Below are 18,857 nucleotides of genomic sequence, written 5' to 3'. Positions count from 1 at the left end.
TGCGATCGCATGCTCCTGGTTGCACGGTTCCAGACTTAAGCGAGCACCTTTCGCATGGTGATGGAGGTGGGGCGGTCATAGCCCGCGTGGGCCGTGCGCGCGGTCTCGGCGAAGCCCAGCTTGCGAAAAGCATGCTGGTTGCCGGTCAGCTCGATGCGTGCCTGCAGTTCCAGGACCGGCTTGCCGCTTTCGCGCGCATAGCGTTCCACCGCCTCGAGCAAGCGTCGGCCAACGCCAGCGCCTTGCGCGCCCCGCGCCACCGCCAGCTTGCCGACGTAGAAATGATCAGGCTGCGAGGCGGCGAAGACGCAACCGAGCAGATGTTCGCCGCTTGTCGCCAGAAACACCGCTTCCTCCCTCGTCTTGGCGGCGAGATTCGCCGGCGTGAGTTTCAGCGCGGAGGAGGGCGGATCGATCACCCCGTTCATATAGGCGAAAGCATCGAGAATCAGCGCCAGCAGCTCGTCCCAGCGGCTGAAGTCCGGCGGCATTCGTGCGATGGCGATCGCATCCGGCGAGATCGTCACGCGCGTCTCCTGTAGCGCACGGTGTCGAAGCGGGCGGCCAGCGCATCGTAGAGCAGAAGCCGGCCTACCAGCGGCTCGCCGATGCCGGTAATCAGCTTGATCGCCTCCATCGCCTGCAGCGTGCCCATCACGCCCGTCAGCGCACCGACGATGCCTGCCTCGGCGCAGGAGGGCACAAGGCCGGCGGGGGGCGGCTCCGGAAAGAGATCGCGATAGCTCGGGTTCGGGGTTCCGTCGGCGCCGGTCTCGAACGGCTTTAGCACCGTCACCGAGCCGTCGAAGCGCCCGACGGCGGCATGCACCAGCGGCCGCTCGGCTGCCGCGCAGGCATCGGCGACGGCGTAGCGCGTGGCAAAATTGTCGGAGCCGTCGACCACGAGATCGTATTGCGCCACCAGTGCCTCTGCGTTCTCGGCGGTCAGCCGGAAGTCGTGCAGCTCGACCCTGGTGTTTGGATTGATTCTCGACAGGGCGGCTTTTGCGCTCTGCAGCTTGGACTGGCCGACCGCGTCGGTGTCGTGGATCACTTGCCGCTGCAGGTTGGACAGCGAAACCGTGTCGTCGTCGATGATGCCGAGTGTGCCGACACCGGCCGCCGCCAGATATTGCAGCACCGGCGCGCCGAGCCCGCCGGCGCCGATGACCAGCGCGCGCGCGCGCTTCAGCTTCTGCTGGCCGGCGCCGCCGATCTCGGGCAGCACGATGTGGCGCGCATAGCGCTCGAGTTCGTCGGGGGTGAGGGGGGCGGCGGGGTCGTGGGCGTTCATGCCGCGATCATACCGAGGCCGCCTTGGCTTGTCAGGCGTCTTCCGTCGGATGCACCGCCCCATGATCGACGGTGAGGAACTGCGCCTTGCCGTGCAGGCTCGAAAACAGCGCTGGCTCGGTGCCGGTCATGAAGGTCTGGCAGCCAAGCTCTTCCAGGATCGCGAACAGGGCAGCCCGCCGCCTGGCATCGAGATGGGCGGCGATCTCGTCGAGCAGCAGGATCGGCACGGTGCCCGACATCTCTCCGCAGAGCCGCGCATGCGACACCACGATGCCGACCAGCAGCGCCTTCTGCTCGCCGGTCGAGCAGAGCTCGGCAGGCATGGCCTTCGACCGGTGGGTGACGATGAGGTCGCTGCGATGCGGCCCTTCCAGAGTGCGGCCTGCGGCGCGGTCGCGGTCGCGGCCCTCGGCCAGGGCTCGGCGGAACGATTCCTCGATCTCGACGGCCGGAAGCCGGCCGATCTGGCTCTCCAGCGTGCCGGAAAGCGAGAGGTCGGCTTGCGGGAAGGGGCCGGTGGCGGGGAGCTTCTCGATCATCGCGGCCAGCAGGCGCACCATCTCGGCGCGCGCGGCGGCAATCGCCACCCCGGTCTCAGCCATCTGCGTCTCGATCGCCTCGAACCAATGGCGGTCGCGCGATTCCTCGGCCAGCAGCCGGTTGCGGCCGCGCATCGCCTTTTCATAGTCGAGCGCGCGCTGGCCATGGCTGGGGTCGATCGCAAGGACGAGGCGGTCGAGGAAACGGCGGCGGTCGCCCGCCGACCCGGTGAACAGCGTATCCATCGCCGGCGTCAGCCATACCACGCGCAGCCAGTCGAGCATCTCGTCGGCGGACTTTGCGTTAGCGCCGTTGATGCGCACGCGCCGTCCCGCCTCACCGGCTGAGTCGCTGCCTGAGGTGCCAGTGCCGATCTCGACGTCGCCGAACTCGCCCTCGATTCGGGCATGCACCGTGAAGCCGCCGCTGCTGCCCTCGCGCGCGACATCGCCATAGGGCGCGCGCCGCAGGCCGCGCCCCGGGGTCAGGAAGGATATGGCTTCCAGCAGGTTGGTCTTGCCGGCGCCGTTGTCGCCGGTGAAGACGACGGCGCCGGGTTGCAGGTCCAGCGACAGCGCCGGATAGTTGCGGAAGTTGGTAAGCGTCAGCCTACTGATGTGCGTCGACGTCACGTCCGCCTACCGTTCATCGACCTGTTCGAATTTCCGCCGTCGCGGCAAGCCTAGACGCGCATCGGCATGAGCACGTAGAGCGCGTGCTCATCGGCCGTGTCGCGGATCAGCGTCGGCGAGCCGGCATCGGCCAGCATGAACTTCGCTTCGCTGCCAGTAAGCTGCGCGGCCACATCGAGCAGGTATTTCGCGTTGAAGCCGATCTCGATCGGGTCGGACGAGTAGTCGGCCGCGATCTCTTCGGTGGCGCTGCCCGAATCCGGGTTGTTGACGGCAAGCGTCACCAGTCCGTCGGAGATGGTCAGCTTCACCGCCCGGCCACGCTCGGACGAGATGGTCGAGACGCGGTCGACTGCGCGCGCGAAACTTTCGCGGTCGATGATGAGCTGCTTGTCGTTGCCGGTTGGAATCACGCGCTGATAGTCGGGGAAGGTGCCGTCGATCAGCTTGGAGGTGAGCACCACGCTGCCGATGGTGAAGCGGATCTTGGTGTCCGACAGTTCGGTGGTGACGGGAACGTCCGGATCGTCGACGAGCTTCTGCAGCTCGCTCACGGTCTTGCGCGGAATGATGATGCCGGGCATGCCTTCGGAGCCTGCCGGCGCATCCATTTCGGCGCGGGCGAGGCGATGGCCGTCGGTCGCCACCGAACGCAGCTTCAGCTTGCCGCCGACTTCCAGCGTGTGCAGGAAGATGCCGTTGAGATAGTAGCGCGTCTCCTCGGTGGAGATGGCGAACTGGGTCTTCTCGATCAGCGCCTTCACCGCGGCGGATTCGAGCCGGAAGCTATGCGTGAACTGGCCGGCCGAGAGCTCTGGGAAGTCCGACTGCGGCAGGCACTGCAGGCGGAAGCTCGAACGACCCGAGATGACCGACATGGCATTGCCGTCCTCGTCGGTCTTCAGCATCACCTCGGCGCCATCGGGCAGCTTGCGCACGATGTCGTAGAGCAGGTGAGCCGGCACTGTCGTCGCGCCAGCCTGTTCGACCGTCGCCGCGGTCGCTTCCGTTACCTCCAGGTCGAGGTCGGTCGCCTTCATTTCAAGGCTTGCGCCGTCCGCGTGCAGGAGCACGTTGGACAGGATCGGGATCGTGTTGCGCCGCTCCACCACGCGGTGAACGTGGTTCAGGGACTTCAGGAGATTTGAGCGTTCCAGGATAACACGCATGACGAAACAAGCTCGCTTGAATGAAGAAGCGGGGTTCCGGGCTCGGACTCCCGCGCAAGGCCCAAACTGGGTCAGAATGAGCCCAAACTGACAGGAAAAGGCGGTAAAAGGCAAGCCCGCGGTACTGCTCAGACACAGTTCCGCGGGCTTTTTGGGGATAACCCAGCCGTTATCGCCAGTCGCTGGCGCGCCCCGGCTTTCCGTCAGGTCAGGCTTGGTCCGTGATCAGCCGGCGCAGCAGCTCGAGCTCCTGCGCCAATGTGTTGTCGCCGCCTGAAAGATCCTCGATCTTGCGAACTGCGTGGAGCACCGTGGTGTGGTCGCGCCCACCGAAACGCCGGCCAATCTCCGGCAGCGAGCGCGGCGTCATCACCTTGGCCAGATACATGGCGATCTGGCGCGGCTTGACGATGGTGCGGGTACGCCGGTTGGACAGGAGCTCGGTCTTCGACACGTTGTAATGCCGCGCCACGATGCGCTGGATGTCCTCGATGCGGACCCGCTTCGGCTCACCGGAACGGTAGATGTGCCCGAGGATCTCGTCGATGCGCTCGATGTTGAGCTGCGGCTCGAAGGACTGGCGGAACAGCAGCTGGTTGAATGCACCTTCCAGCTCGCGGCCGCTGCCGGTCACCGTGCGTGCGACATGGGAGAGGATGTCCTCCTCGATGTGCAGGCCGGGGTCTTCGGCCCTGGCGTTGTCCAGGCGTGTCTTCAGCATGTTCAGCCGCATGCTGTAGTCGGGCGTTTGCATCTCCAGCGCCACACCGCCATGCAGGCGCGAGCGCACGCGCGGCTCGAGCGATTCCAGCTCGGACGGCGGCCGGTCGGCGGCGACCACCACCTGCTTGGCGCTGTCCAGCAGCATGTTGATGAGGTGGCAGAACTCGTGCTGGATCGACTTGCCCTGCAGGAACTGCATGTCGTCGATGATCAGGAGGTCGATGTCGCGCAGCTGCTCCTTCAGCGTCAGCGCGTTGTTGTCGCGGATGGCGGTCGCGAAGCGCCACATGAAATATTCGGCGGTCAGGTAGACGACGCGCGACTGCGGGTTCTGCTTGAGCGACTCGGCGGCGATAGCCTGGAGAAGGTGAGTCTTGCCGAGGCCGACCGTGGCATGGATGAAAAGCGGGTTGAAGCGCACGGCGCTCTGGGCCGATTCCGCCACGGCGCGCGCGGCCGCAAAGGCGACGCGGTTCGATGGTCCCTCGACGAAGGACTGGAAGGTGTAGCGGGCATCAAGCGGTGAGCCGAGCACGCTCTGCCGGAAGTCGCCATTGCCGGCGGACTGGAGCGGCGCCGACGCGCGCTCGATGCCGGCGCCTGGTGCAGTGCCGGTCGAAAGCGCGGCATGCGTCTGGCGGGTCGCCTTGCGTCGCTGCTGTTGCGCCTTCTCGGCCTCGTCGGAGGCTATCGGCGCAAGCCGCGTTGCAGTGCGCACCACGATGTCGATCTTCAGGATCTCGGGGTCTTCCTGCTTCCAGAGCCCCGAAATGAGGTCGAGATAGTGGCTGTTGATCCACGAACGCAGAAACGCCGTGGGAACCGAGATGCGCACGAGACCCTTGGAGGTTTCGGCAAGCTTCATGCGGCCAAACCAGCTCGAGTAAACCTCACTGCCGAGGCGGGCCTTCAACTGCGCCTTGACCCGGTCGAATGCCTTCTCCGCGTCGCTGGACGCCGTCATGTCGTTCCCCCCGATCATTTCCGCTGGAAAAAGAAAGTCGGATTTGGCTTCCTTTTCGATGCCACCATGCATTGTCGCAATCCTCGTCTTCCGTACTTGCACCGGGCCGCCGCGGATGCGTAATCCTGCATCCTCCTTTTTGTCGGCAGCCCTTCTACTCTGAAACGTTGTCGCCGCCTGATGTCGGCAAACTTGCACCGCTAATATTCCAATCCGCAAACAATCCATCGCGGGACCACTTGATAGACAAGGCAAAAGCCCATCCATCCAGCGAAACCGCTAGATCGCACTTCTCCTTACGATTTTCGTTCTACCCCACTCGCAATTCACACCGAAACGGCAAAACCTAGCGCCAACGCGAGCCGAGCTCGCGTTCCAAACCCCTTAGATTTCAGGCTAGGTATTCAGGCCGTGGGCCCGCCCCTTCAGTAGGAAGACACTACAAAAAACGCTGTGGACAGGGCAAGGTCGCATCTAACCCTTTTTTAATGAATCTCGTAGGGCGAAGGCTTGACTCTGGCTTTTGCGGCCGCGCGAGAATCGACAAAAGCGTTTCGATTCAATCCCTTTCCCGCTCGATACGAAAGCGAATGGGCGCGAGGAAATTATTTTAAAGAATCTTCTTGACAGCTGCTTGCTCGACCCTATTGGCGGCGATAATGAACAAGCTGTGGATAACCATCTGTAAGTTATTGATAATCAAGCGCTTTTCCTGCTGGCCTGCATGAGCGGCTTAAGCGGTCGGCGGCGGCTTTCAATATCAGAAGACTCGCATATGCCGGCAAAGAAATACTGGGCCTAAAGCCCATTGCTGCGGCTACGCTTATCTGTTCTCGGAATATTCTTGGACAAATAAAAAACCCGGCTGGTTAGGCCGGGTTTCGGAAGTCGAATATCAATTAATGCCAGATCAGGCAGACAGCGCCTTAACGCGCTGGGCAAGGCGCGAAACCTTGCGCGAAGCGGTGTTCTTGTGCAGCACGCCCTTGGTGGCGGCACGCATCAGCTCGGGCTGGGCCGCCAGGAAGGCGGCCTCGGCAGCCGACTTGTCGCCGGTTGCCAGAGCCTCTTCGACCTTGCGGACATAAGTACGAACGCGCGACCGACGGTTCTTGTTGATCGCGGCGCGGCGGGCGATCTTACGCGTTGCCTTTTTGGCCGAGGGTGTATTGGCCATGATGCCTCTCTCTGTTCAATGATGGCGTCCAGTAGAATATGCTTCAGGACGCAAAAATAAATGGGCAGCCACAGGCCGCCTCAGTCGATGCGGCTTATAGTTCAGCTTTCGGCGCGCGTCAACGCCGTTTCGGCCGCAATTGCCATATCACAGACGGCAGCCGGCTCAGCGGTTCCTGAAGTTCGCCGGTCGCTTTTCGGAAAACGCGGCCATGCCTTCCTTCTGGTCTTCCAGGGCGAACATGGAATGAAACACGCGCCGCTCGAAACGAAGGCCCTCCGCGAGCGTGGTTTCATAGGAGCGGTTGACGGCCTCCTTGACCATCATGACGGCGGGTAGGGAGAAATCTGCGATCTTTGCCGCGGCCTTCAGTGCCTCTTCCAGAAGCTCGCCTGCCGGCACGACGCGCGAGGCCAGGCCGCTGCGCTCGGCTTCCGCCGCATCCATCATCCTGCCGGTCAGGCACATATCCATGGCCTTGGATTTTCCGACAAAGCGTGCCAGCCGCTGCGAGCCGCCCATGCCGGGCATGACGCCCAGCGTGATCTCGGGCTGGCCGAATTTCGCGGTGTCGGCGGCGATGATGAAGTCGCACATCATGGCGAGCTCGCAGCCGCCTCCAAGCGCGTAGCCCGCGACGGCGGCGATCACCGGCTTGCGGATGCGCGTGAACGCCTCCCAGCCGGAGAAGAAGTCCTCGAGATACATGTCGACATAGGCCTTGGCCTGCATCTCCTTGATGTCGGCACCGGCGGCGAAGGCCTTTTCGGAGCCGGTCAGAACGATGGCGCCGATCTTTGGGTCGGCATCGAAAGCCTCGCAGGCCGCCAGCAGCTCCCTCAGGACATCCGAGTTCAGGGCGTTCAGCGCCTTCGGGCGGTTGAGCGTGATCAGCCCCACCTTGCCGCGGGTTTCGACGAGGATCGTTTCATAGGCCATCGGACGATCTCCTGCTTTCGGGCCAACCGGTGGCCGCGCTTCGATTATCTCTAGCGCTGGCAGGTCGGGCAATAGAAGGTGGACCTGCCGCTTTGCACGATGCGCTTGATGTGGCCGCCGCAGCCGGGCGTGCGGCAAGCTTCGCCCTCGCGGTCGTAGACCGAGAAGGAGTGCTGGAAATATCCGAGCGAGCCGTCGGTTTGGACGTAGTCGCGCAGCGACGAGCCGCCTGCCTCGATCGCGTCGGCGATCACCGAGCGTATGGCAAAGGCAAGCCTTTCGCGGGCGTCGGCCGCCTTCTTCCCGCGCTGGGAGATGGTTCCGGAAGCTCTCAGCGGCGACAGGCCGGCGCGCCAGAGCGCTTCCGACACGTAGATGTTTCCCAGGCCTGCGATCAGCCGCTGGTCGAGGAGGGCAGCCTTCAGTGGGGTCTTGCGGCCGCGAAAGCGCTCGCCAAGCAACTCGCCGCTTAGCGCGTTGCCGGTCGGCTCTACGCCGAGGCCAGCCAGCATCGGGTGCTGGTCGGTGCCATTCTCGGCAAACAGCATGAAGCCGAAGCGTCTCGGATCGTTGTACACGACACGCACGGGACCGCCCGTCGGCGGCGCAAGGTGAAAGACGGCATGGTCGTGCGCCGCGGCCTTCGAGCGCTCGTGGTGGAAGCTGCCCGGCGCATGGCCGGACTCGTCGGTCTCGACGCGGAACGAGCCCGACATGCCCAGGTGGCAGATCAGCACCGGCGCATCTTCGATGTGCACGATCAGATACTTGGCCCGGCGCCCGAGCGAGATGATCCTGTGTCCCTCCAATCGCTCGGCGAAGCGCTCGGGGAACGGGAAACGCAGGTCCGGCCGGCGGGTCTCGACGCCGACGATGCGCGAGCCCTCCATGACTGGCTGGAGTCCTCGTCGAACGGTTTCGACCTCGGGCAGTTCAGGCATGGTTCGCGATCGCCCGATGGAACGATGCGCCATGGCGCCCGGGCGTCAGACCGAGATGTTCGGCTACCGTCTCGCCGATATCGGCGAAGGTCTTGCGCAGGCCGACATTGCCGCCGCGCTGACCGGGCGCAATGCCCATGATCGGCACGCGTTCGCGCGTGTGGTCGCTCCCGCGCCAGGACGGGTCGCAGCCGTGGTCGGCGGTGAGCAGCAGAAGGTCGCCCGGCTTCAGGCGAGACAATGCCTCGGGCAGGCGGGCATCAAAGGCCTCCAGCGCGACCGCGTAGCCGGCAATGTCGCGGCGGTGGCCATAGAGCGTGTCGAAGTCGACGAAGTTGGCGAATACCAACTCGCCGTCGCGGGCGTCGTCCATTGCCGTCAGCGTGGCGTCGAATAGCGCCATGTTGCCGGCCGCCTTACGCACTTCGCTGATGCCCTGATGAGCGAATATGTCGCCAATCTTGCCCATGCCGATGACCCGGCTGCCGCGAGCCGTCAACCGGTCGAGCAGGGTCGGTTCCGGTGGGGGAACGGCGAAGTCACGGCGGTTGGCGGTGCGCTGGAAGTCGGCGGGCGTTTCGCCCACGAAGGGGCGCGCGATGACCCGGCCGATGTTCAGAGGATCGAGCAATTCACGTGCGATCGTGCACAGTTCATAGAGCCGCTCGAGCCCGAAATGGGTTTCATGGGCGGCGATCTGAAGCACCGAATCCGCCGAAGTGTAACAGATCGGCTTGCCGGTGCGGATATGCTCCTCGCCATGCTTCTCGATGATCTCGGTTCCGGAGGCATGGCAATCGCCGAGGATGCCGGGAAGCGCGGCACGCTCGACGAGCGCGGCGATCAGGTCCGGCGGAAAAGTCGGCACGGACTGCGGAAAGTAGCCCCAGTCGAAGGGCACTGGCACCGCGGCAATCTCCCAGTGGCCGGAGGGCGTATCCTTGCCGCTGGAGACCTCCTCGGCCGCGCCGTGGAAGGCTGAGGGCAGCAACTCGTCATCGCCCGCGCTGGACGAAATGCCACGTGCCGTCGTGGCCGCCCGATCGAGGCCAAGCGCGCGCATGTTGGGAAGGCGCAATGGACCCTGCCGCAGCCCGTCGCGATCCGCCTGGCCCCTGGCACAGGCCTCCGCAATATGGGCGAAGGTGTTCGAGCCGGCATCGCCGAAGCGCGCCGCGTCGCCGGCGCCGCCTATGCCGAAGGAGTCGAGAACAAAGAGGAATGCGCGCGCCATCTGGAATTTGGGCTCATCGTTGCCGGACAGTGCCTCACAGATAGGCGGCGCGGCGTGCGTTGGCAATTCGCAAACGCGAGTCGGGCCGAGGTATGGCCGCGAGCGCTCGGCCGGATCAGCAGTCGCCGCAATCGACAGTCGCGCTCACGCGCGGACGCAGGTAGTAGGTCTGGCCCATGGAAATCGTGTCGAAAATCGACGTCAGGCCGAGCGCTGGTTTCTTTGCTGCCGACCAGGTGATGAGCGGCTTGTAATCGAGATAGCTTTCGACGCGGATCAGGTAGCTGCCCTTGATCTTCAGCTGGTCGGGCACCGTCGTGGAGGCATTTTTGGTGTAGGGCACGCTGAAAGCCCCATTGACCATCTGTCGCGACCACATGACCTGCACCTTCGGCGTGGGGTCGTTCGAGATCCCGATTTCCGTGATGACGATTTTCGGCGCCGATCGGCTGTAAGGCTGGATGAGCGCCTGGCCGAGCTGCATCATGCTTTCGAGGTCGGTCTTGGTTGTCGACGACTGCTGGGCGACCAGGTCGGCGACCATGCTGCCGATGCGGCCCACTTTCTTGCTGGCCTCGACGCCCAGCGAAATCTCCATGGTGACGAAATACAGCGCCAAGAGCAGCGGTGCGATGAAGGCGAACTCCACCGCAGCGATGCCGCGCCGGTCGGCAAGCAGACGCACCGCCTCCTGCCAAAGCTTCGTTCTGTTCATCCGTGTCATCTGTGCCCCCGCACGAACAGACATCCGTTCGTTCCGCTCCCCTTGGATCGCCATCTCGGTCAATCTGTGAAAGGCTCGTTCTGCCAGACTGCGATGCTGAATTTCAAAGTCTTGCCGCCCTTGATGTTGGACATGGAGGCTCGCATGAAATCGGTGATCACGGGCCATTTGTAGAAGACCCGAAGCATGTTCTTGCTCTTGGCCTGGCCTGGATCGATGCTGAAGCCGGTGGTGTCGAGATCGCCGTCGGGTGTCAGCTTGATCTTGACCTTGGCCGCGTCGGCAAAGCTGGCATATTGCTTCATGTCGATGGCCAGGCCTGGGCAGCCCTTTGCGACCATGACCTCGAGCCGGGAGCAAATCATGTTCTGCACCTTGATGGCCAGCGCTGCCTTGTTGTTGGGATCGGGCCGCATCTGACCCGTCCGGAACTGGCGCGCCACCTCGTCGGCGGCGTTGGACACGACCTGCTGCGCTGTAAAGGATATGCAGCTTTCGAGGATCGCGAAGACGAGCAGCGCGAAGGGAATGGCCAGCATCGCGAATTCGATCGCGGTGGCCCCGTTTCGATCCGACATGAATCGGCCGAACAGGCCGCGCTGTCGCCTGGCGGCGGGATGCGTCTTGTTCCGAGCGTCGTTCATGGGCGGTCTGCCGATCCCGATCTGGTTCGGACCGAAGCTAGCCCAAATCCATTGAGGCCAGGTTTGGATGATTGCTAAATTTGCGGGGCATCCGTTTGCCGATGGGTAACCACGCCTGCCTATCGGCCGATCTCGGCCTCGGAGGTGCGTTCGGCGTCACCCTTGTATGAGCTCTCGCAATAGGGCGTGCAGGACAAGGTCTGGACTGAGGCCCGCCTATAGATGCGCACCGACGACGTGGCGTCGCGTGCCACGGTCACCTGCTCGTCCACGATGGGAGCGCCATCCCGGTCGAGGGCAACGAGATTGGTGACCCCGAAACCTTTTCCGGTCAGCACGATGGTCGTTGCATCTTGCACCGCCGCATCCGCGATCGACGAATTGCCGACGACGATGGTGTCGGCGGGGCGTGCCAGCCTGATGATCTTGGCCTGGTTCATCACCACTTCGATTCCGGACTCGGCATGCGCGTATGAGGCAAAGAGTGGCGCCGCAAGAAGTCCGGCTGCCATTGCGGTAAGGCGAGTGGATGACTGTAACCTGGACATGCGGCGCTCCGCCCGAAAAAGTCTTCAACGGAATATGAACGTCATTGGTGAACCAAGGGTTAAGTGCGCTTTCGCCCGCTGGCCGGCCGGCGGAAGTGCTGAAAAAGAAGGAGGTCTGCAGTACATTCATTGGGGTGATGAAGCGGGCGCGCAGGCGCTACTCCCAGCGAATAAAATTGCGCTCCGGCCCTTAGCGCGCAGTTAACCACTCTATTGGGGCAGGGCCAGAAAGATTTCGGTAAGGCTGTTTGTTAAGCCGATCGAAAGAGCTCCTCGCTACATTCCGAGCATCCGATCAATGCACCAGAAATATTGACGGAAGTGCTGTAACAACGTGGAGTAGGAGCTCTCAAATGGCCAATATCTTCGCACGCTTCGTTAAGGACGAGTCCGGCGCAACCGCCATCGAATACGGTCTGATCGCCGCTCTCATCGCCCTCGCCATCATGGTCGGCGCCGGCCAGCTCGGCAACGCGCTCGACGCCAAGTTCAAGAGCATTGCAACCGACTTGAACAGCACCACCAAGTAATAAGGCGAAAGCCTCGATCGCGGCCCGATCTCGGGCTGGATCCCAAATTCGGAAAGGGTCGCCATGTCGGCGGCCCTTTTCGCTTCGGCATGCTGGCAAGAACAGTCGCGACTCATCAATCCTTAATTCAAAGCGTCCACACTGATCGTCGCCGTAGTTGTACATATGCGTGACGCCGATGTTAGTAGCGCTGATCTTCGTTGTCTTTCCCTTCTGCATGCTCTTCGCCGCGATCTCCGACATGCTGTCGATGACGATCGCCAACCGGGTACCGCTCATTCTCCTGGCGACCTTCGCGCTGGTGGCGCCGTTGACTGGCATGGCCTGGTCGGACTTCGGCTCGCACTTTCTCGCCGGCGGGCTGGTCCTTGCCGTGACCTTTGCGCTGTTTGCCATAGGCGGCATGGGTGGCGGTGACGCGAAGTTGCTGGCAGCGACGGCCGTCTGGATGGGCTTCGACATCCATCTGCTCGAATATCTGGTCTACTCGGCCTTTCTTGGCGGATTGCTGACCATGGCCATCCTGGCCTATCGCGGTTCCGCCATCGCCATCTTCACCGGAAGAAACCCGTTTCTGCGCAATTTTGCCGACAAGACCGTGGGTATCCCCTATGGGATCGCGCTCGGGCTGGGTGGACTTTTGGTCTATCCGGAGACGCCTCTGATGGTCTGGGCGCTCGGTCAACTGGCCGCAAAATAGGCGCTACCTCAGCCTGATACCCTTCCCGCCCGACGCAACTGCCGCCCGTCTGTACTATGACGGGTGGCCGGAAGTCTTTCGTAAAGACTAAATTAATCATGATCGTAAGGGGGGCGTTAACCATAATTTGACGATTGCCTCTGCATTGTCTGCCCTGACTACAAGGGTTGCGAATGCGGGGGTCGGACAAATATGGTTGCATCCCGACTGATTATTCTGAGCGTGGCAGTGGCCGCGGCCGGTGGCGCGGGCTATGTCGCCAAGAATATGACCGCAGCGCCGCCGGAGACACCTGTCAGCGCCGGTCCGCAGCAGCCTGCCATTGCGCTGTCCGACGTTCTCGTCCTTGCCAGCGATGTTCCGATGGGAGCGTCGGTCGGAGGGCATCTGTCCTGGCAGTCCTGGCCTTCCGACGGCGTCAACTCGAATTTCATCACCCGCAGCACCGAGCCGGATGCGCTGGACAAGCTTAACGGATCGATCGCGCGTGTGGCGATGTATTCCGGCGAGCCGCTGCGTCTTTCCAAGCTGGTGGGCGAGGGCCAGAGTTTCATGTCGTCGATCCTGCCCGCCGGCAGGCGCGCCATCGCCACTCGCATTGCGGCGGACACTTCGGCTGGCGGTTTCATACTGCCTAACGATTTCGTCGACGTGATCATGACGCGCCGCACCGATACCGAAAAAAGCAACAGCAACTATCTCACCGAAACCATCCTGAAGAACATCAAGGTCCTGGCGATCGACCAGGCGATCCAGGAGGACGAGGAGGGGCGCCGCGTAAAGGTTGGTGAGACAGCGACGCTGGAGCTCACACCGCAGCAGGCCGAGATCATCACTGTCGCCCAGCAGATGGCCGAACGGCTGACCCTTTCCCTGCGCTCGGTCGCCGACGCGCAGGAAAAGGTGGACAACGAGGCGGACTATCTCGTCGCAGGCAACGGACGGGGCGGCACCGTGCGTCTGATCAAGTCGGGCGAAGTGACGGAAGTGGGGGCGCGCAAATGAGGCCGAACAAGCAAGCACCGGTCTCGGGCATCAACGCTGGCCGTCGAGGCACCAGGGCCGCAGCGTCCTTCGCCCTCGGGATCGCGACGCTGTTCGCCGGCACCGATCTGAACTCACCCGTCGCCAGCCGGGCCACCGCAGCCAACGCCCACGTAAGCTCGATGTCGGCGCGCGACAGCCAGCGAATCAAGCTTGGACTCAACAAGTCGATTGTCATCGACCTGCCGGCCGACGCCTATGACATTCTCGTGGCCAATCCGGCGGTCGCCGATGCGGTGACCCGCACGGCACGCCGCATTTACCTGTTCGGCAAGTCGGTGGGCGAGACGAACATCTTCGTCTTCGGTCCCAATGGCGAGCAGATCGTCAGCCTCGATCTGGCCGTCGAGCGCGATGTGACCGGCCTTGAGGACTATATCAAGCGCTTCATCCCCAGTTCCAGCGTCAAGGTCGAGTTGATCAACGACAACGTCGTGCTGACCGGAACGGTAGAAACGCCGCTCGACGCCAAGCGTGCCGTCGACCTGGCGAACGTCTTCGTCAGCGGCGGTGAGGCGACCACGGGCCAGTATTCGCAGACCGCGGTCGGCGGTTCGATCAACGGCGGCGTGGACATCAACAATCCCGACTTTGAGCGGCGTGTCAGCAAGATCGTCAATCTCCTCCAGATCGTCGGCGAGGATCAGGTGACGCTGAAGGTCACCGTTGCCGAGGTCAGCCGCAATGTCATGAAGCAGCTCGGCGTCAACATGATCGCTGGGGGCAATATCGACGGCATCTCCTGGAGTGCGCTCAGTGACAACGTCATGGGGCTTGGCAAGCCTCTGTCAGGCTCGCAGCTGGCAATCCGAGGGTCGAGGCTCGATGCGTATATCAACGCCATGGAGCAGTCCGGCGTAATGAAGACCTTGGCGGAACCGACCCTCACAGCGGTATCCGGCGAAAAGGCGACCTTCAAGGTCGGCGGCGAATTCAATCTGGTTACCGGACGTTCGAGCGCCGTTTCGGACGACAACAAGTCAGGCGAAACACAATACAGCATTGAAAAGCTTGAATACGGCATCGGGCTTGAGTTTCAGCCCGTCGTGCTTTCGCCCGGTCGGATAAGCCTGAAGGTGCGGACCTCGGTTTCCGAGCCGACGACGGAAGGGTCGGTCCCGCTGGAGGGCTTCATCCCGAGAAGGGGGCTCAACACGCCCGGCATGACCGCCTTGTCCATCCGCAAGCGCCTGGCCGACACCACGGTAGAGTTGCCGTCGGGCGGCTCGATGATGATCGCCGGCCTTGTCCGCGACGATGTCAGGCAGGCGGTGAACGGCCTGCCCGGCCTCGCCAAGATTCCGGTGCTCGGCACGCTGTTCCGCAGCCGCGACTTCGTGCGCAACGAAACCGAGCTGGTCGTCATCATCACGCCCTATCTGGCCAAGCCGGTTGCCCGCAACGAGCTGGCCAGGCCGGACGACAACTTCAACCCCGCCAGCGACGGCGCCGGGATGTTCCTCGGCAGGGTCAACCGCGTCTACGGCACCATGCAGACCAACTTACCGATCGGCCGATATCACGGCGTCGTCGGCTACATCTACAAGTGATCGGGGGAGCGGACATGTCTCAGGCAAGGTTTGGCAAAAAGGTCACCGTGCCGGCTCTGGCGGTCCTGGCCGGCGTCCTGCTGGGCGGTTGCGCGCAGCGCGACAGTATCGTCGTGGGCGCCATCCCGGACGACTATCGGACCAATCATCCGATCGTGATCGGCGAGAAGGAGCAGGTGGTCGACATACCCGTCGGCATCGGCGATCGCGGCATGACCCAAATACAGCGTGTGGCACTTAAGGGCTTCCTGGCCGACTATGACCGCACGGCTGCGCCTCTGGTGAACATCTTTGTGCCCGTAGGGACCCCGAACTCCTTAGCGGCGACGGAGGTGGGCAGGGACTTCGTTCGCTTTGCGAGCGCACGCGGCGTGCCGGCGGGGCGCATCGTCGTCTCGTCCTACCAGCCGCCGGTGGTGAACATAGCAGCTCCGATCCGCGTCAGTTATCTGCAGATGCGGGCCTACACCACCCCCTGCGGACAATGGCCGGAGGATCTGGCCGACACCACGGCCAACAAGCACTACGCCAATTTCGGCTGCGCCTACCAGAACAACCTTGCCGCGCAGGTCGCCAATCCGGCTGATCTTCTGGGGCCACGCCAGCCGACCGAGATCGATGCCCAGCGGCGTGAAACCGTCATCGACGGCTATCGCAGGGCGCCCTTCTTCACGCCGGCGCCGCGTCGCGAAGTCGAATATTGATCAATCTCCGCTCGGAGCATGTGACGATGGACAACCTGGCTTACGACCCCGACCTGGAAGGCGCCTCTGCGCAGCAGGAAGTGGCAGCCCTGAGCGCGCTGCGCCCGGTGCCGCGCATTTCCGTCCAGGCCTTTTGCGAAACGGATGGCGTAGCCGGGCCCATCGAGCGGGCTGGCGAGGACCGGCGCATGGCCCGCGCGCATCTCAAGGTGCATATGGGCGGCGTGGCGACGGCGATCGAGTTCTACCAGTCGGCACCGACCCCGAATCTCATCATCCTGGAATCGCGCAGCGAGCCGAAGGTGCTGCTGGAAACGCTGCGCGAACTGTCGGAAGTCTGCGATCCGACCACCAAGGTGGTCATCATCGGCCACTACAACGATGTCGGGCTTTACCGCGAGCTGATCCGTTCGGGCATCTCCGAATATGTCGTCGCCCCGATCTCCATGGTCGATGTCGTCAGCGTCATTTCCTCGATCTTCGTCGATCCCGACGCGGAGCCGATCGGCCGGTCGATCGCCTTCATCGGCGCCAAGGGCGGCGTCGGCTCCTCGACGATCGCCCACAATGTCGCCTGGAGCATGTCGACCCTGTTCAGCTCCGAGGTGATGGTGGCCGATCTCGATCTGGCCTTCGGCACCGCCAACATCAATTTCGACCAGGATCCTGCGCAGGGCATCGCCGAGGCCGTCTTCGCGCCGGAGCGCGTGGACGAGGTCTATCTCGACCGCCTGCTCGCGCAATGCGCGGAGCGGCTGTCCCTGCTGGCCGCGCCGTCGACGCTCGATCGCGTCTACGACTTCGATTCGGAAGCCTTCACCCAGCTCATCGACACCGCGCAGCGTAGCGCGCCGCTTCTGGTGCTCGACGTTCCGCACGTCTGGAGCGGGTGGTCCAAGAACACGCTGATGAAGGCGGACGAAATCGTCATCACCGCCACGCCGGAACTGGCCAACCTGCGCAACACCAAGAACCTTATCGACATGCTGGCGAAGCTGCGCCCGAACGATGCTGCGCCCAAGCTGATCCTCAACCAGGTGGGTGTTCCGAAGCGGCCGGAGATCTCGGCCTCCGATTTCGCCGAACCGCTCGGCGTCAAGCCGATAGCCATCATTCCCTTCGAGCCGCAGCTGTTCGGCAATGCGTCTAACAACGGCCGCATGCTGGGCGAGATGGATGCCAAGAACCCGATCGTCCAGACGATCAACGAGATTTCCCACGTGCTGACCGGCCGTAGCGAGATCAAGGCGCGGAAGAAAGCGGGCTTCGGCAGCCTTCTCGGCCGGTTGAAGCTGAAGAAATAGGCGTCGGGGGCGCGTAGGCGAACATGTTTGGCAGAAGAGGCAGTGATGACGGAAGCCGGGCAAAGCCCGAATTCCGCGCGCCCGCTCCGGTGGCGGCGGCGGCGGCGCCTGTCATCGAGACCAAGATCGCCGCGGCGCCGGCCCCGCGCCGCCCCGTCGAGGCGCCGTCGCTGGCGCCCGATCCGCGCCGCGCGCCGCGCGAGCGCAGCGAGACCTATTACGACACCAAATCCCAGGTCTTTTCCGCGCTGATCGACACGATCGACCTGTCGCAGCTCGCCAAACTCGATCCCGAGAGCGCGCGCGAGGAAATCCGCGACATCGTCAACGACATCATCGCGATCAAGAACTTCGCGATGTCGATCTCCGAGCAGGAGGAACTGCTCGAGGACATCTGCAACGACGTGCTTGGCTACGGTCCGCTCGAGCCGCTGCTGGCTCGCGACGACATCGCCGACATCATGGTCAATGGCGCCAAGCAGGTATTCATCGAAGTCAACGGCAAGGTCGAGCAGACCGGTATCCGATTCCGCGACAATCAGCAGCTGCTCAACATTTGCCAGCGCATCGTCAGTCAGGTCGGCCGCCGCGTGGACGAATCGAGCCCGATCTGCGACGCGCGCCTTCCGGACGGCAGCCGCGTCAACGTCATCGCCCCGCCGCTGGCGATCGACGGCACCGCGCTCACCATCCGCAAGTTCAAGAAGGACAAGCTGACCCTCGACCAGCTCGTGCGCTTCGGCGCCATCTCGCCCGAAGGCGCGGAGGTTCTGAAGATCATCGGCCGGGTGCGCTGCAACGTCATCATCTCGGGCGGTACCGGCTCGGGCAAGACGACGCTGCTCAACTGCCTGACCAACTATGTCGACCGCGACGAGCGCGTCATCACCTGCGAAGACTCCGCCGAACTGCAGCTGCAGCAGCCGCATGTCGTGCGCCTCGAAACGCGCCCTCCGAACCTGGAAGGCGAGGGCGAGGTGACCATGCGCGACCTGGTCAAGAACTGCCTGCGCATGCGTCCCGAACGCATCATCGTCGGCGAGGTGCGCGGACCGGAGGTTTTCGACCTCCTGCAGGCGATGAACACCGGCCATGACGGCTCGATGGGCACCATCCACTCCAACAGCCCGCGTGAATGCCTGAACCGCATGGAATCCATGATTGCCATGGGCGGTTATTCGCTGCCGCAGAAGACCGTGCGCGAGATCATCGTCGGTTCCGTCGATGTCATCATCCAGGCGGCGCGCTTGCGCGACGGCTCGCGCCGCATCACCCACGTCACCGAGGTGATCGGCATGGAAGGCGACGTCATCATCACCCAGGATCTCGTCCTCTATAACATCAAGGGCGAGGATGGTTCGGGCAGGCTGATCGGCGAGCATGTCTCCACCGGGGTCGGAAGGCCGAACTTCTGGGACCGGGCACGCTATTACGGCGAGGAGCAGCGGCTCGCCAACGCACTGGAAGCCATGGAAAAACGAGCAGATTGAGAAG

The 18,857-nt window shown here is 63.2% G+C and carries 19 protein-coding genes; 7 read left to right on the top strand and 12 right to left on the bottom strand.

The window, feature by feature from the left end; all coding sequences use genetic code 11:
• Positions 1-35: 35 nt before the first annotated feature.
• The 12 genes from ABLE85_RS08150 to ABLE85_RS08095 all read right to left on the bottom strand — a co-directional run bounded on the left by ABLE85_RS08150 (position 36) and on the right by ABLE85_RS08095 (position 11,495).
• Positions 36-527, bottom strand: a complete 492-nt coding sequence (locus tag ABLE85_RS08150; protein ID WP_348792217.1) for a GNAT family N-acetyltransferase — start codon at positions 525-527, stop codon at positions 36-38.
• Positions 524-1,294 (bottom strand): molybdopterin-synthase adenylyltransferase MoeB, encoded by a 771-nt coding sequence (locus tag ABLE85_RS08145; RefSeq protein WP_348792216.1) that lies wholly within the window; start codon positions 1,292-1,294, stop codon positions 524-526. Before ABLE85_RS08145 ends, ABLE85_RS08150 begins: the two co-directional genes overlap by 4 nt.
• A gap of 31 nt (positions 1,295-1,325) precedes the next feature.
• Positions 1,326-2,468 carry a DNA replication/repair protein RecF gene (gene recF / locus ABLE85_RS08140; protein WP_348792215.1) on the bottom strand — a complete coding sequence of 381 codons (1,143 nt, stop codon included), beginning with the start codon at positions 2,466-2,468 and terminating at the stop codon, positions 1,326-1,328.
• A gap of 50 nt (positions 2,469-2,518) precedes the next feature.
• Positions 2,519-3,637: a DNA polymerase III subunit beta gene (gene dnaN, locus ABLE85_RS08135; protein ID WP_348792214.1), complete on the bottom strand. Its 1,119-nt coding sequence runs from the start codon at positions 3,635-3,637 to the stop codon at positions 2,519-2,521.
• 208 nt (positions 3,638-3,845) lie between these two features.
• Positions 3,846-5,396 (bottom strand): chromosomal replication initiator protein DnaA, encoded by a 1,551-nt coding sequence (gene dnaA, locus ABLE85_RS08130; RefSeq protein WP_348792213.1) that lies wholly within the window; start codon positions 5,394-5,396, stop codon positions 3,846-3,848.
• An 838-nt stretch (positions 5,397-6,234) separates the two neighbouring features.
• Positions 6,235-6,501 (bottom strand): 30S ribosomal protein S20, encoded by a 267-nt coding sequence (gene rpsT / locus ABLE85_RS08125; protein WP_348792212.1) that lies wholly within the window; start codon positions 6,499-6,501, stop codon positions 6,235-6,237.
• A 165-nt stretch (positions 6,502-6,666) separates the two neighbouring features.
• Entirely contained in the window at positions 6,667-7,440 is a 774-nt protein-coding gene (locus ABLE85_RS08120; protein ID WP_348792211.1) for an enoyl-CoA hydratase, read from the bottom strand.
• A 50-nt stretch (positions 7,441-7,490) separates the two neighbouring features.
• The gene (gene mutM / locus ABLE85_RS08115) at positions 7,491-8,381 is read right to left on the bottom strand and encodes a bifunctional DNA-formamidopyrimidine glycosylase/DNA-(apurinic or apyrimidinic site) lyase (protein ID WP_348792210.1); all 891 of its coding nucleotides are present in this window, start codon (positions 8,379-8,381) and stop codon (positions 7,491-7,493) included.
• Positions 8,374-9,615: a phosphopentomutase gene (locus ABLE85_RS08110; RefSeq protein WP_348792209.1), complete on the bottom strand. Its 1,242-nt coding sequence runs from the start codon at positions 9,613-9,615 to the stop codon at positions 8,374-8,376. Before ABLE85_RS08110 ends, mutM begins: the two co-directional genes overlap by 8 nt.
• Positions 9,616-9,730: 115 nt before the next feature.
• Positions 9,731-10,393, bottom strand: coding sequence for a TadE/TadG family type IV pilus assembly protein (locus ABLE85_RS08105; protein WP_348792490.1), 663 nt, complete (start codon positions 10,391-10,393; stop codon positions 9,731-9,733).
• A 5-nt stretch (positions 10,394-10,398) separates the two neighbouring features.
• Positions 10,399-10,983: a TadE/TadG family type IV pilus assembly protein gene (locus ABLE85_RS08100; RefSeq protein WP_348792208.1), complete on the bottom strand. Its 585-nt coding sequence runs from the start codon at positions 10,981-10,983 to the stop codon at positions 10,399-10,401.
• A 119-nt stretch (positions 10,984-11,102) separates the two neighbouring features.
• Positions 11,103-11,495, bottom strand: coding sequence for a pilus assembly protein N-terminal domain-containing protein (locus ABLE85_RS08095; protein WP_348792489.1), 393 nt, complete (start codon positions 11,493-11,495; stop codon positions 11,103-11,105).
• A gap of 389 nt (positions 11,496-11,884) precedes the next feature.
• Between ABLE85_RS08095 and ABLE85_RS08090 the strand changes: the two genes are divergently transcribed.
• The 7 genes from ABLE85_RS08090 (at position 11,885) to ABLE85_RS08060 (ending at position 18,853) form a co-directional block, all read left to right on the top strand.
• The gene (locus ABLE85_RS08090) at positions 11,885-12,061 is read left to right on the top strand and encodes a Flp family type IVb pilin (protein WP_348792207.1); all 177 of its coding nucleotides are present in this window, start codon (positions 11,885-11,887) and stop codon (positions 12,059-12,061) included.
• Positions 12,062-12,239: 178 nt separating this feature from the next.
• Positions 12,240-12,761: a prepilin peptidase gene (locus ABLE85_RS08085; protein WP_348792206.1), complete on the top strand. Its 522-nt coding sequence runs from the start codon at positions 12,240-12,242 to the stop codon at positions 12,759-12,761.
• 192 nt (positions 12,762-12,953) lie between these two features.
• A complete protein-coding gene (gene cpaB / locus ABLE85_RS08080) occupies positions 12,954-13,766 on the top strand; it encodes a Flp pilus assembly protein CpaB (protein WP_348792205.1) in 813 nt (270 codons plus the stop codon).
• Positions 13,763-15,355: a type II and III secretion system protein family protein gene (locus ABLE85_RS08075; RefSeq protein ID WP_348792204.1), complete on the top strand. Its 1,593-nt coding sequence runs from the start codon at positions 13,763-13,765 to the stop codon at positions 15,353-15,355. Before cpaB ends, ABLE85_RS08075 begins: the two co-directional genes overlap by 4 nt.
• Before the next feature lie 14 nt (positions 15,356-15,369).
• On the top strand, positions 15,370-16,059 hold the full coding sequence (locus tag ABLE85_RS08070; RefSeq protein WP_348792203.1) for a CpaD family pilus assembly protein: 690 nt from the start codon (positions 15,370-15,372) through the stop codon (positions 16,057-16,059).
• Between the two features lie 26 nt (positions 16,060-16,085).
• Positions 16,086-17,363 (top strand): CpaE family protein, encoded by a 1,278-nt coding sequence (locus tag ABLE85_RS08065; protein ID WP_348792202.1) that lies wholly within the window; start codon positions 16,086-16,088, stop codon positions 17,361-17,363.
• 23 nt (positions 17,364-17,386) lie between these two features.
• A complete protein-coding gene (locus tag ABLE85_RS08060; protein ID WP_348792201.1) occupies positions 17,387-18,853 on the top strand; it encodes a CpaF family protein in 1,467 nt (488 codons plus the stop codon).
• Positions 18,854-18,857 lie beyond the last annotated feature (4 nt).

This window comes from Mesorhizobium sp. KR1-2, assembly GCF_040045035.1.
In the GTDB taxonomy this organism is placed as follows: domain Bacteria; phylum Pseudomonadota; class Alphaproteobacteria; order Rhizobiales; family Rhizobiaceae; genus Pseudaminobacter.
The sequence above is the reverse complement of the archived record's forward strand: the minus strand, read 5'-3'. Positions and strand labels throughout refer to the sequence as shown.

Excerpts from the sequence above, each read along its gene's own strand:
- ABLE85_RS08145 (WP_348792216.1), bottom strand. The coding sequence starts at position 1,294 with ATGAACGCCCACGACCCCGCCGCCCCCCTCACCCCCGACGAACTCGAG.
- dnaN (WP_348792214.1), bottom strand. The coding sequence starts at position 3,637 with ATGCGTGTTATCCTGGAACGCTCAAATCTCCTGAAGTCCCTGAACCAC.
- dnaA (WP_348792213.1), bottom strand. The coding sequence starts at position 5,396 with ATGCATGGTGGCATCGAAAAGGAAGCCAAATCCGACTTTCTTTTTCCA.
- rpsT (WP_348792212.1), bottom strand. The coding sequence starts at position 6,501 with ATGGCCAATACACCCTCGGCCAAAAAGGCAACGCGTAAGATCGCCCGC.
- ABLE85_RS08120 (WP_348792211.1), bottom strand. The coding sequence starts at position 7,440 with ATGGCCTATGAAACGATCCTCGTCGAAACCCGCGGCAAGGTGGGGCTG.
- mutM (WP_348792210.1), bottom strand. The coding sequence starts at position 8,381 with ATGCCTGAACTGCCCGAGGTCGAAACCGTTCGACGAGGACTCCAGCCA.
- ABLE85_RS08110 (WP_348792209.1), bottom strand. The coding sequence starts at position 9,615 with ATGGCGCGCGCATTCCTCTTTGTTCTCGACTCCTTCGGCATAGGCGGC.
- ABLE85_RS08105 (WP_348792490.1), bottom strand. The coding sequence starts at position 10,393 with ATGGCGATCCAAGGGGAGCGGAACGAACGGATGTCTGTTCGTGCGGGG.
- ABLE85_RS08100 (WP_348792208.1), bottom strand. The coding sequence starts at position 10,983 with ATGAACGACGCTCGGAACAAGACGCATCCCGCCGCCAGGCGACAGCGC.
- ABLE85_RS08095 (WP_348792489.1), bottom strand. The coding sequence starts at position 11,495 with ATGGCAGCCGGACTTCTTGCGGCGCCACTCTTTGCCTCATACGCGCAT.
- ABLE85_RS08090 (WP_348792207.1), top strand. The coding sequence starts at position 11,885 with ATGGCCAATATCTTCGCACGCTTCGTTAAGGACGAGTCCGGCGCAACC.
- ABLE85_RS08085 (WP_348792206.1), top strand. The coding sequence starts at position 12,240 with ATGTTAGTAGCGCTGATCTTCGTTGTCTTTCCCTTCTGCATGCTCTTC.
- cpaB (WP_348792205.1), top strand. The coding sequence starts at position 12,954 with ATGGTTGCATCCCGACTGATTATTCTGAGCGTGGCAGTGGCCGCGGCC.
- ABLE85_RS08075 (WP_348792204.1), top strand. The coding sequence starts at position 13,763 with ATGAGGCCGAACAAGCAAGCACCGGTCTCGGGCATCAACGCTGGCCGT.
- ABLE85_RS08070 (WP_348792203.1), top strand. The coding sequence starts at position 15,370 with ATGTCTCAGGCAAGGTTTGGCAAAAAGGTCACCGTGCCGGCTCTGGCG.
- ABLE85_RS08065 (WP_348792202.1), top strand. The coding sequence starts at position 16,086 with ATGGACAACCTGGCTTACGACCCCGACCTGGAAGGCGCCTCTGCGCAG.
- ABLE85_RS08060 (WP_348792201.1), top strand. The coding sequence starts at position 17,387 with ATGTTTGGCAGAAGAGGCAGTGATGACGGAAGCCGGGCAAAGCCCGAA.